The organism is Polaromonas sp., from assembly GCF_010365105.1.
Taxonomy (GTDB): domain Bacteria; phylum Pseudomonadota; class Gammaproteobacteria; order Burkholderiales; family Burkholderiaceae_C; genus Polaromonas.
This window is the reverse complement of sequence record NZ_JAAFGZ010000058.1, coordinates 1-11,363: the sequence shown is the minus strand read 5'-3', so window position 1 is coordinate 11,363 and position 11,363 is coordinate 1. Positions and strand designations below refer to the sequence as shown.

Annotated in this window: 11 protein-coding genes; 10 read left to right on the top strand and 1 reads right to left on the bottom strand. The window is 60.1% G+C overall.

Annotation, left to right across the window (positions count from 1 at the left end):
• The 8 genes from GZ092_RS20835 to GZ092_RS20800 all read left to right on the top strand — a co-directional run.
• Positions 1-1,015, top strand: a 1,015-nt coding sequence (locus GZ092_RS20835) for an FtsX-like permease family protein (RefSeq protein WP_293639214.1), incomplete at its 5' end; no start/stop codon positions are given.
• A gap of 119 nt (positions 1,016-1,134) precedes the next feature.
• Positions 1,135-1,947 (top strand): hypothetical protein, encoded by an 813-nt coding sequence (locus GZ092_RS20830; protein WP_293639213.1) that lies wholly within the window; start codon positions 1,135-1,137, stop codon positions 1,945-1,947.
• Positions 1,948-2,006: 59 nt separating this feature from the next.
• Positions 2,007-2,447: a hypothetical protein gene (locus tag GZ092_RS20825; protein ID WP_293639215.1), complete on the top strand. Its 441-nt coding sequence runs from the start codon at positions 2,007-2,009 to the stop codon at positions 2,445-2,447.
• A gap of 60 nt (positions 2,448-2,507) precedes the next feature.
• Complete coding sequence (locus GZ092_RS20820) at positions 2,508-3,263, top strand: hypothetical protein (RefSeq protein ID WP_293639212.1); 756 nt, start codon at positions 2,508-2,510, stop codon at positions 3,261-3,263.
• Between the two features lie 86 nt (positions 3,264-3,349).
• The gene (locus GZ092_RS20815; RefSeq protein ID WP_293639211.1) at positions 3,350-3,916 is read left to right on the top strand and encodes a DedA family protein; all 567 of its coding nucleotides are present in this window, start codon (positions 3,350-3,352) and stop codon (positions 3,914-3,916) included.
• 11 nt (positions 3,917-3,927) lie between these two features.
• Complete coding sequence (locus GZ092_RS20810) at positions 3,928-4,593, top strand: response regulator transcription factor (protein ID WP_293639210.1); 666 nt, start codon at positions 3,928-3,930, stop codon at positions 4,591-4,593.
• The gene (locus GZ092_RS20805; protein ID WP_293639209.1) at positions 4,569-5,912 is read left to right on the top strand and encodes an ATP-binding protein; all 1,344 of its coding nucleotides are present in this window, start codon (positions 4,569-4,571) and stop codon (positions 5,910-5,912) included. The genes GZ092_RS20810 and GZ092_RS20805 overlap by 25 nt, the downstream gene beginning before the upstream one ends.
• A 442-nt stretch (positions 5,913-6,354) precedes the next feature.
• On the top strand, positions 6,355-6,819 hold the full coding sequence (locus GZ092_RS20800) for a DUF2721 domain-containing protein (RefSeq protein ID WP_293639208.1): 465 nt from the start codon (positions 6,355-6,357) through the stop codon (positions 6,817-6,819).
• A gap of 241 nt (positions 6,820-7,060) precedes the next feature.
• On the opposite strand, the gene GZ092_RS20795 is transcribed toward GZ092_RS20800, so the two are convergent.
• Entirely contained in the window at positions 7,061-8,716 is a 1,656-nt protein-coding gene (locus tag GZ092_RS20795; protein WP_293639207.1) for a 4-hydroxyphenylacetate 3-hydroxylase N-terminal domain-containing protein, read from the bottom strand.
• A gap of 102 nt (positions 8,717-8,818) precedes the next feature.
• On the opposite strand from GZ092_RS20795, the gene GZ092_RS20790 reads away from it, so the two are divergent.
• On the top strand, positions 8,819-9,445 hold the full coding sequence (locus tag GZ092_RS20790; RefSeq protein WP_293639206.1) for a TetR/AcrR family transcriptional regulator: 627 nt from the start codon (positions 8,819-8,821) through the stop codon (positions 9,443-9,445).
• A gap of 20 nt (positions 9,446-9,465) precedes the next feature.
• Positions 9,466-11,187, top strand: coding sequence for an acyl-CoA dehydrogenase family protein (locus tag GZ092_RS20785; protein ID WP_293639204.1), 1,722 nt, complete (start codon positions 9,466-9,468; stop codon positions 11,185-11,187).
• Positions 11,188-11,363: the final 176 nt, after the last annotated feature.

Sequence of the window (11,363 nt, the reverse complement as noted above, 5' to 3'; positions counted from 1 at the left end):
CACCAATGGTGCCGATGTGGCGGTTACGGGCACCACCGCCGCGCCTGCCAGCGCCATGCTGGCCGCGCTGCGCGCCCTGCCGGGCGTCGTCGACGCGGTCCCGCTGATGCACCGCATGGCCTACGTGGGCTCGGACTTGCAGGACATCTTCGGCATCGACGCTGTGCACATCGGGCAGGTCACGACGGTTGCTGACGCCTACTTCGCCAACCACGATGCCAAGGGAACACTGGCACTCCTGCAACGCACGCCCGATGGCGTGCTCGTCGCCGAGGAGACCGTCAAGGACTTCCAGCTCAAGCTCGGTGACGAACTGAACCTGCGGCTGCAAAACACGGCCGACCACCAATACCGCACGGTGCGCTTTCACTTCATAGGCACGGTGCGCGAGTTTCCGACAGCGCCGAAGGATTCGTTCCTGGTCGCCAATGCCGCCTACTTGGCAAGCCAGACCGGCAGCAACTCCGCTGAGGTGACGCTGCTGCGCACGTCGGGCAACATTGAGGCCGTCGGCCGTGCCGCGCGTGCGTTGGCCGACAAGGTGTCGGGCATGAATGTCACAACGCTCGGTGAGACCCAGAGCATCATCAGCTCGAGCCTGACAGCCGTCGATCTGCGTCAACTGACGCAGCTTGAACTGGGCTTCTCGGTTCTCTTGATTGCGGCCATCGCCGGCATCGTGCTCGGCTTGAATCTAGCCGAGCGGCAGCGCAGTTTCGCGATCCTGGTGGCCCTCGGCGCCAAAGCGTCGCAGGTTGGCGCGTTCCTTTGGAGTGAAGGCCTGTTCATCGTGGCGACCGGCACGCTACTTGGCACCGCCACCGGGTTCGCAATCGCGAAAACGCTGGTGGCGATACTGGCCGGTGCCTTTGACCCCCCACCCGAGGCGCTGGTCGTGCCGTGGCTCTATTTGGGCGTAACTGCTGTCACCGCACTGGCGTGCGCAACGCTGGCGATTTTGCTGATGCGACGCCTTGCTGCGCGTCCTGATCTGGAGGCTTTACGCAGCCGTTAAGTCAACCCTGTTGCGCAAGTTGGCCAGAGCGGCTCTGGCTATGGCTGGGCTAAGTCTGGCCCGCCAAACTTGGCACCAACACCCCACCAATACGCAACAAACAACCCCGGAGGCTCCTCATGAACACGCTAACCGCACCCATCAATGCCAATGCCAATGCCAATGCCAATGCCGACGCAGGCTGGCTCAACAAAGTCCCGCAAGTCACGCTGTCGTTCTGGATCATCAAGATCATGTGCACCACGGTGGGCGAGACAGGCGCTGATTACCTGGCCGTCAATGCCGGCCTGGGCCAGACCGTGACGCGGATAGGCATGACGACGTTGCTGATTGCAGCGCTTTTTGTGCAATTGCACAAAAAGCGCTACACGCCGTGGATTTACTGGCTCACCGTGGTGCTGGTCAGCATTGTGGGCACGCAAATTACTGACTTGTTCACCGATGGCCTGGGCGTCAGCCTGTACCTCAGCACCTCGGTTTTTGCCGTGCTGCTGGCGATTATTTTCGCCGTCTGGTATGCAGTCGAGCACACCCTGTCCGTGCACGAAATCTTCACGCGCCGAAGGGAGCTGTTTTACTGGTCGGCCATTTTGTGTACCTTTGCGTTGGGCACGGCAGCTGGAGACTTGGCTACAGAAGCATTGAGCCTGGGCTTCACTTGGGGTTTGGTGGGCTTTAGCGCCCTGATTGCCGTCGCCTACACGGCTTGGCGCCTGGGTGGCAACGCTGTTTTGACCTTCTGGCTTGCCTACATCCTGACGCGCCCCCTTGGCGCCTCGCTGGGTGACTTGCTGACGCAGGCCAAAACCTACGGCGGCCTGGGTCTGGGCGCCACGTGGACCAGCGCATTGTTCCTGACCGTGATTGTGGTGCTGGTAGCCTGGGAGCAAATCGCTTCAAACGGCAATGTCAAGGCACCTGTCGTCCAATGAGCTTGCGCCACACATCAATCAAAAACCACAAACCATATCCCGCAAACCAAGGAAAAATCATGCGTTCTTTTCAATCTCTCACCCGTGGCTCTGCTGTCTTGTCGGCCATTGCCTTGCTGTCGTTGGCAACGGCCTGCTCCAAGCCTGTAGACACGGCCAAGACAGGCGCCAATCCCGCCGCAATGACTGCGCCTGCCGCCAGCACGGCCTCCAAGCTGGGTGATTTGTCTGCATTTCGCAGCATTGCTGCAGATGTGTCCGGCCTTGTGGACAAGGGCGACATGCCAGCGGCCAAGACCCGCATCAAGGATCTGGAAGTGGCTTGGGACTCGGCCGAGGCCGGGTTGAAGCCACGCGCCGCAGAAGATTGGCACATTTTGGACAAGGCCTTTGACCAAGCATTGAAAACAGTGCGTGCCGATGCCCCCAGCGTGGCCGACTCCAAACAGGCCATGGCAGACCTGCTGAAGACGATTGATTCGATGCAAGGCAAGAAATAAGCAGCGAAAAATAAGCAATAAAACCAGACTGCAAGAAGAAACCCTCACCCTCGAATCAAAATGAATAGTTCAACTCAAAAAGCCTTGAGCAAAGTACCAGAAGTCACCTTGCTGTTCTGGATCATCAAGATTGCCGCCACCACGCTCGGCGAGACTGGTGGTGATGCCGTCTCAATGTCGATGAATTTGGGCTACCTGATCGGCACGGCCGTTTTCGCCGTCATATTTCTGGTGGCGGTCATGGTGCAAATCAAGGCTGAAACTTTTAAGCCCTTGCTTTATTGGGCAACGATCATTGCTACCACCACGGTGGGCACCACATTGGCTGACTTTGCAGACCGCTCGCTAGGCATTGGGTACGCTGGCGGCTCGACCTTGCTGCTGGCATTGTTGTTGGGCTCGTTTTTCCTTTGGCACCGCACGCTGGGCTCGGTCTCTGTGAGCGTCAGCTCGCCCAAAGCGGAAATGTTTTACTGGGTCACCATCATGTTTTCCCAAACCCTGGGAACTGCGCTGGGCGACTGGACGGCCGATACGGCCGGGCTCGGCTACACCGGCGCAGCCGTTGTGTTCAGCAGCCTGCTGGCTTTGGTTGTGGCGGCTTATTACGGGTCGCGAGTGTCGCGTACCCTGCTGTTCTGGATCGCGTTTATTCTGACCCGCCCTCTGGGGGCCGTGGTGGGCGACTTTCTGGACAAGCCGATTGCTGCAGGGGGATTGGCGTTGAGTCGTTATTCGGCATCGGCAGCGCTCTTTGCATTCATCTTGATCAGCCTTTTGATGTTCAAACAACGGGCTGCCAAAACGGCTCATTGATTGATTGATTGGTTGATGGACTGTTACGGCACGGAGGCCAAATGCGGGCATTGCTGGTCGAAGACGACGCCATGAGGGCTTAGGCCATGATAAATATCGCAGAGTGGGTGCAATCCTATGGCTACGTGGCGGTGGCAATAGGCACCTTTTTGGAAGGGGAATCAGTTTTGTTCATCGCGGGCGCAGCAGCTTCTCGCGGCCATTTGTCGATGCCGGTGGTGATTGCGGTTGCTGCGGTTGCCAGCTTTCTGGGCGACCAGTTGTTTTTTCTGGTTGGGCGCCGCTATGGCACAGCCCTGCTGGCGAGGTATCCGTCCATGCAGCCGCGTGCTGCCCGCGTGCGTGGTTTACTCGATCGCCACCACCTGCCGCTGATCCTGTCTATCCGGTTTCTGTATGGGCTGCGCATTATTGGGCCGATTGCCATTGGCATGAGCAGCGTTTCCTGGCATCGGTTTTTGATGCTCAATGGGCTGGCGGCCGTACTATGGGCAGTGCTAATTGCCAGTATTGGCTACGGCACCGGCCAGGCTTTGGTGCATCTGCTCAAGGTAGTGGACGCAGATGAACTGTTGGGTTTGTCGCTGCTGCTAATACTGGGAATTGCATGGTGGCTGTTGGGGCGGCGCCGCGCATTGAACAACAAAAACTGAACGGAGCGCCCATGCGGGTATTGCTGGTTGAAGACGACGCGATGATTGGCGAGGCTATTCAGGAGGCCCTGAAAGATGCCTGCTACGCCGCCGATTGGGTAAAAAACGGCCAGACCGCCCTCACTTCGCTGGGCTGTCAGCACTACGACCTGGTGCTTCTCGACCTGGGCCTGCCTGGCAAGGACGGCCTGGAGGTACTCAGCAGCCTTCGCGCCAAGGACAATCCGGTGCCCCTGCTCATCATCACCGCCCGGGACAGCCTGGATGACCGGCTGCGCGGCCTGGACGGTGGGGCCGATGACTACGTGCTCAAGCCCTTTGAGATGGCCGAGTTGCTGGCCCGGATGCGCGCTGTGTTGCGACGCAAGGGCGGTAGCGCCACGCCGGTGCTTGGCAACGGTGTGGTGTCGCTCGACCCGGCCACGCGTGAGGCCGTGGTCCATGCTGGCGCCCCGGTGCAACTTTCCAGCCGGGAGTTTTCGCTCTTGCAGGCCTTGCTTGTGCGGCCAGGCGCGCTGCTGTCGCGCAGCGACCTGGAGGACCGCCTGTATGGCTGGGGCCAGGAGGTCGAAAGCAATGCCGTCGAGTTTTTGATTCACGCACTGCGACGCAAGCTGGGCAGCGAGGTCATCAAAAATGTCAGGGGGGTGGGATGGATGGTTTCAAAAAACGCCTGAACGAGTCGATTCAGCTCAAGCTGTCGCTGGCGCTGTCGATGGCGATTGTGCTTGTGGCGCTGCTGGCGGGCATATTTTCATTCGTCACCGCCTTTGACGAAGCACACGAACTGCAAGACGACACGCTGGAGCAGGTGGCGATGCTGTTTGACCGGCAAGCACTTGCGCCGCTGTCTTCTGGCAGCGCGCAAGACAGTTCGGAAGAACACCGCGTCATCGTCCAGCACCTTGCAGGTAGCAACCAGACAAGTGGCACACCAGCTGCCGGCGTGCTACTCCCCGCCACGCTTTCCGATGGCCTGCATACGCTGGAGGTCAACGGTCAGATGCTGCGCGTGCTGGTTAAAACCACGGCGCGCAAAGAGCGCATTGCCGTGGCACAAGATACCGACACCCGCGACGAAATTGCCCGCGACAGCGCCTTGCGCACGCTGCTGCCCTTGCTGGTGCTGGTGCCCGTGCTGCTGCTGGTCGTGGCAGACCTGGTGCGCAAGATGTTCCGGCCCATTGCTGCTTTATCGATGGAAATTGACCAGCGTGCCGAGCAGGAGTTGCACCCGGTGCAGGAGGCGAATCTTCCCGTCGAAGTGCGTCCTTTTATCGTAGCGATGAATCGCTTGCTTGCGCGCGTTGGCCAATCGATGGATGTCCAGCGCCGTTTTGTTGCTGATGCCGCGCACGAGCTTCGTTCGCCGCTGACTGCCATGTCCCTGCAAGCGGAACGGCTGGCTGGCTCGGAAATGTCTGCTCCAGCCCGTGAACGGCTGGCAGCACTGCGGCAAGGGATCGAGCGCGGGCGCAATCTGCTGGACCAACTCCTGACCTTGGCCAAAGCCCAGGCGACACCGGGGCTGACCAAGTCACCCGTTTCGGTACGGGATATCTATCGCCGCGTTCTGGAAGACCTCATGCCTCTGGCCGAAGCCAGGCGAATCGACATTGGCATTGAAGGCGAACAAGACGCGCAAGTGTTGGTGAGCGAGCTGGACATGATTGCCATGGTCAAGAACCTGGTCGATAACGCGATTCGCTACACCCCGCAGGGTGGGCGGGTTGATTTGTCAGTGGCCACGGTGCAAGGGCGTGCAGTACTGAACATTCAGGACAATGGGCCAGGCATTTCGCTGGCTGAGCGGGAACGGGTGTTTGATGCTTTTTATCGCACGCTGGGCAGCGATCAAGTCGGATCAGGCTTGGGGCTGTCTATCGTCAAGGCCATCTCGGATCGCATCGACGCCGAGATTGTGCTGGGTTTTTCAGATGAGGTGAAAGGTTCCGGCCTGCGCGTGAGCATCCTTTTTGCACTGGCAAAGGCCTGATCGGGGATTGGCTGGTCTGGAAATAGAAAAAGGGTTTTGGCGGCATCAACCGGCTCGCTCTATTGGTGGTTGAATCGCCGGGGATGGAGAATTCCTTTTTTTTTCAAGCCTTCCAGGTCGCATGGCGTGTCGGCATGGCAAGCCAATGAAAGCGTTCAGGGGACGTACCGACCGGCTTTGAGCGTGACCGATGCCCCGGGTTGATCAGGGGGCAAGAAGTTTTGTGTGAACGGTTTTTGGCAGGAAGCTGCTGCCTTGCCTGGAGCAATGGTTGCCTTGTAAATGAAACCCTCACCCAACGTCGAGCTGTCTGACTGTGGCGGCATATCGGGAAAGTTTCTGGCTGGCGTGCTTACCGTTCTGTCCCTGCGTTGCGATCGCAGAAGCCTCGCGCTGTTGCATGAGAAAATAGCCGCCCCATCACCTGTGCAACGGAGCCCGGATGAATTTTGCGACCGACCTTGCGACCGTGACCCATGGCATACAACTGGCCGTCGCACCGGTGTTTCTGCTGACAGCAGTGTCCGGCATGATAGGCGCCGTCGCCGGGAGACTGGCGCGCATCATTGACCGGGCCAGGTTTCTTGAGGGCCGGCTTGAAACCGGTGTTGTCGAACCCTTGCGCGCCGTCAGGATCTATGACGAACTGCGCCGGCTCAGGCACCGGGGCTGGCTGGTCAATGGTTGCCTGGCCTTGCTGACGTTTTGTGCCATCCTCATCGGCACGACCATCATTTTGCTGTTCCTGGGTGAAACCAGCGAACTGCCGATTTTCAAGATCGCGACGGTCTGCTTTCTGGCCGGCGTGGTGTGTTTCCTGTCGGCGCTGGTCTGCTTTCTGACCGAAACCCTGCTGGCCACGCACCTGCTCAAGTTTGCACAATTGCCAGCGCCGGTCAAACCATGAGAATTTCATAAGAAATTGACGGTTTGCGCTTGATCTGCATGGTTTTTCTGCTATCAATAAAATACTGGTTTTTGCCGCTGTCGTGTGCAATGCGGCGAAACTATTCACTGTCCAAACGGCATCTTTCCCGAGCATCGAGTTTTCACCCCGTCGCCGCAATGACTTTGCAGATTCTGCATTTCTTGCCTCCCGTCATCCTGTGATGAAAACCGGCCCCATCCGGAATCTGAGCGGCTTCTCATCAAGCTCTGGAAGCGCCAGCGCGCCGTGAGGGCAGGCTTGCCCGCACCTCCGGCAGATCAACCATCACCGGCTGGCCGGGCGCGGTGCAGCCGGTATCGCAGCATTTGCCAGGCTGGCGGTTTTGGGTGATGGCGCGCTGCGGATCGTGCGGCGCTGCGGCAGGTGAGCCATCGGCGGCAATGCCGCGCTCCAGGATGCGCTCGACCAGTTCCACTTTTGATCCGATCGGATAGTTGCGGTAGATTTCCTGCTTCATCGCCGCCGGTGAACCACCGCCGTGCAGGCTGATCACGCTGTACCAGCCGCCCTGGTAGCCGGCTGTCAGGTCTTCGATAAACCGCGCGGTTTCAATGCGCTGCTCGTAGGGCACGTCCGGATTGGCGCGTAAAACTTCCGACAGTTTCGCGCCGGTCTCGGGGTTGTGGTCTTCATCCGGGCCGGGCAGGGTGACGATCAGGCCGCCACTCACATAGTGGGCAATGCGGTGCATGTCGTAGATCTTGGTCGCCAGCAGCAGCTTGCCGATATTGGCAAACACCGGGTCGGGCATGAAGGTCTGGCTGTGCTCGTCGGCCTTGCCGTACACGCTGGCGGCTACTCCGCAGGCATAAAAACTTTCGGTGATGGTGATCAGTTCGACCATCTGTTCGCGCAAATGCGTTTCCTTGCCCGGATCGAAACCGTTGGCCTCGCACATCAGGGCGCCGGCGCCAATCAGGAGGTCGCCAAACCCGGCGCGCGCGCCAATGCAGGTATGGCGGTGGTGCGTGGCGTAGCTGTAGGTGAGGTGGCCCGAATGCTCCCATTCGCCGGCATAAAACACGCTGTCCCACGGCACGAACACCTTGTCGAACATCACCACGCCGGTGCTCTGACCATACTTGCGGCTGAACAGCGGCTCGCCATGCTCGACCTTTTCGCCGGGCCGCCCGGCCGGGCGCGCAATGATGGTGATGCCGGGCGCATCGACCGGCACGGCACAGCAGACGGCAAAGTCCGCGTCCTCGCGGCCCATATTGCGGCACGGCATGACGAGGAATTCATGCACATACGGCGCGCCGGTCACGATGGCCTTGGTGCCCGAGATGACAATGCCTTTGGCATTGCGCTCGACGACATGCAGATAGCTGTCGATATTCGACTGCTCGTGCGGCCGCCGGCTGCGGTCGCCCTTGGCGTCGGTCATCGCAATGCCCAGCGTCAGATCCTGGTCCTGCACGCGGTGCAGGTAATTCAGGAAGCGGGCGGTGTGCTCGGTGGTGCCACGTGCGTCGTCGATACGGGCGGATACCTGGCCGATGGCGTTGAGCGCGTCATGCGTCAGGTAGCGCTGGGCGCAGCCGGTTTCCTGGCAGACCAGCCGCACCGCTTCAAGCTTGTTCAGCAGGTCGCCGCTGCTGGTGTTGATGTGCGACAAGCGGTTGACGCGCTTGCCGCTGGTGTGCTGCACGGCGGTCATGATGGGCGCGTACTTTTCTTTCAGCGCGTAGTCGTAGGTCAGCGCAATCGCATTGATGCCCGGGCCGAAGCCGCGCTCGTCGGCCACGCTGTCCACCTGCCGGCCATCAAGGAAAACGCGCGGCTGGTAGCGGCGCAATGACTCGCGGAAGTCGTCGCCGGACATCAGTCTGGCGGCGGGTTGAGAAGTATTCATGGGCAGTCTCCAGATATTTTCAAATATTAAACACTGTTTAATTTAATAGGCAAGCGTTTAATTTGAAGCAGATTTCAGCTGGTTTGGGTTTATATTCTGGCCATGCAAGCTAAATTAGAACGCCAGCAGGCCCTGAACGACTCGCGCCGCGCACTGATGCTGGACGCTGCGCGTTCAGTCTTCCAGCGGCTCGGCATAGAAGGCGCGAGCATCCGCGAAATCGCCAAGGCGGCCGGCTACACGCCCGGTGCCATTTATTCCTATTTTGAAAACAAGGAAGCCATTTACGGTGCGTTGCTGGCCGAATCGCTGGAGCGACTGAACAGCATGGTGGACGCGGCCGATGCGCCTGACGGTTCGGCGGCTGATCTGCTGAAGGCCAAGGCCAGCGCCTGGTTTGGGTTTTATGCTGCCAATCCGCGTGATCTGGACCTGGGGTTTTACCTGGTGCAGGGCATACAGCCGCGCGGTCTGAATGCCGATCTCAATGTCCAGCTCAACGACCGCCTGCATGATGCGCTGCGCCCGTGCGAAGCGGCATTGCAGGCGATGGGGCTGACGGCGCCAGAAGCGTTGCGCGAGAACACCGCACTGTTCGCCCACGGCGTCGGCCTGTTGCTGCTTCAGCACACCGGCCGCATCCGCATGTTCGGCCAGGAGGCGACTGACCTGTTTGCCCGCTATCTTGACGACTTGCCCGGCCGCCTGGCCCGTGGCAAGACCCCCTGACACCCAAGCTGGAGAAGCCGATGAACGCACCGACAAACACGCACAACCTGTTGCCCGTGGTGGACGACGCAAGCCGGCATGCCACGCATCAGGTCATCAACCAGGCGAGCCCGTTGACGGGTTTCAACGCGTTCGAACACGATGCCGTGCTGTCCGTCGCCGTGCAGCGCGAAGCGCCGTGGGCGGCAGGGCGCTGCCAGGCGATGGGTCAGCTTGTCGGCGATGAAGACGTTCAGGAACTGGCCCGCCTGGCCAACCGGCATCATCCCGAACTCAAGACGCATGACCGTTACGGCCACCGCATCGACTGGGTCGAGTTCCATCCGAGCTGGCACCAGTTGATGGCATTGGCCTGGAAGCACGAGGTCCATTCGCTGGCCTGGACTGCGCCCGAGGCGCAGCCGCACTATGCCCGGGCTGCGCTGTCTTACCTCTGGAACCAGGTCGAACACGGCACGGCTTGCCCGACCGGCATGGCGTATGCGTCTTTCGCCGGCTTTCAGACCGAGCCCTGCCTGAAGCTGTGGGCCGACAAGGTGTGCGGCACGCAGTATGAATTCAGCCGCCGCGAAGTGGCCGACAAGGCGTCGGTGGTGATTGGCTACGCCATGACCGAAAAGCAGGGGGGCTCGGACCTGCGCGAGACGCAAACCACCGCTCGGTTTTTACACAGCGCCGACTACCACGGCGCCATCGCCCATTGGTACGAGCTGACCGGCCACAAATGGTTTTGCTCGGTGCCCCAGTCCGATGGCTTTTTTACATTGGCCAAGGTGGACGGCGGCGTGACCTGCTTTTTCTTGCCGCGCACCTTGCCCGACGGCAGCTTCAACCGGTTTTTCATCCAGCGCCTGAAGGACAAGTGCGGCAACCAGTCCAATGCCTCCAGCGAAATCGAATACGCCGGCACGCTGGCCCTGCGCGTCGGGCCTGAAGGCGGCGGCCTGCGCGAGATTTTGTCGCATGCACACCTGACGCGGCTGGACTTTGCCGTCGGTTCGGCCGGACTGATGCGCCAGTCACTGACGCTCGCACTGAACCATGCCGGCACCCGCCGGGGCTTCGGGCGCTCGCTCGCCGAGCAGCCGATGATGGCCAATGTGCTGGCCGACATGGCCATTGAGGTCGAGGCGGCGACGCTGCTGGCGCTGCGCGTCGCCAAAGCCACCGACCACATCGAAACCAGCGCACAGGAAAAAGCCTTCGCGCGTGTGGCCACGCCAATGGCCAAGTTTTTCAACTGCTCGCGGGCGCCCGCCATTGCCTATGAAGCGCTGCAATGCCACGGCGGCAATGGCTTTATCGAGGAAAACCCGATGGCCCGCATTTACCGCGAGGCGCCGCTGAACAGCGTCTGGGAAGGCTCGGCCAACATGATGTGCATGGATGTCCGGCGTTCGCTGCGCAAAGACCCCGCGACGCAGGATGCTTTCATGGCCGAAGTCAATGCGGCCAGAGGCATGGATCGCCGCTTCGATGCTTACCTGAAGGTGTTGCAGCCCTTGATTCAGGCTGCCATGGACGATGAATTCCTGGCCCGACCAGCGTGCGAGGCCATGGCCCGGGCCGTCCAGGGCGCGGAATTGCTGCGCCATTCCAGCACCGATGTGGTCGATGCCTTCATGAGCACGCGGCTCAATGCCCAGGCGGCGGGCTGGGGTTCCACCCTGGGTTCCCTGGGCGCTTCGGTTTCACGCGCCCAGGCCAGCCGCATTGTGGACAGGGCGCGTGTCGCTCGCTAGTGTCCATCAATGCTGACCCGTGTGTGAATTTTTAGTGAAAATAGTCATTTGCGCAGACTGCGTATGCGTAAGCAGCTATTAATTAGAGCCAATTGCACAATTCTGCGTCATAGGTTCAGAAGACTGGTTTTTCGTAAAAGCCAAGCTGGATGCGATCGAACTGAAGAGTTTTTCGA

What these genes read in the sequence shown, in the direction of transcription:
- GZ092_RS20815 (WP_293639211.1), top strand. Translation starts at nt 3,350, where the DNA reads ATGATAAATATCGCAGAGTGGGTGCAATCCTATGGCTACGTGGCGGTG.
- GZ092_RS20790 (WP_293639206.1), top strand. Translation starts at nt 8,819, where the DNA reads ATGCAAGCTAAATTAGAACGCCAGCAGGCCCTGAACGACTCGCGCCGC.
- GZ092_RS20830 (WP_293639213.1), top strand. Translation starts at nt 1,135, where the DNA reads ATGAACACGCTAACCGCACCCATCAATGCCAATGCCAATGCCAATGCC.
- GZ092_RS20795 (WP_293639207.1), bottom strand. Translation starts at nt 8,716, where the DNA reads ATGAATACTTCTCAACCCGCCGCCAGACTGATGTCCGGCGACGACTTC.
- GZ092_RS20805 (WP_293639209.1), top strand. Translation starts at nt 4,569, where the DNA reads ATGGATGGTTTCAAAAAACGCCTGAACGAGTCGATTCAGCTCAAGCTG.
- GZ092_RS20825 (WP_293639215.1), top strand. Translation starts at nt 2,007, where the DNA reads ATGCGTTCTTTTCAATCTCTCACCCGTGGCTCTGCTGTCTTGTCGGCC.
- GZ092_RS20785 (WP_293639204.1), top strand. Translation starts at nt 9,466, where the DNA reads ATGAACGCACCGACAAACACGCACAACCTGTTGCCCGTGGTGGACGAC.
- GZ092_RS20800 (WP_293639208.1), top strand. Translation starts at nt 6,355, where the DNA reads ATGAATTTTGCGACCGACCTTGCGACCGTGACCCATGGCATACAACTG.
- GZ092_RS20810 (WP_293639210.1), top strand. Translation starts at nt 3,928, where the DNA reads ATGCGGGTATTGCTGGTTGAAGACGACGCGATGATTGGCGAGGCTATT.
- GZ092_RS20820 (WP_293639212.1), top strand. Translation starts at nt 2,508, where the DNA reads ATGAATAGTTCAACTCAAAAAGCCTTGAGCAAAGTACCAGAAGTCACC.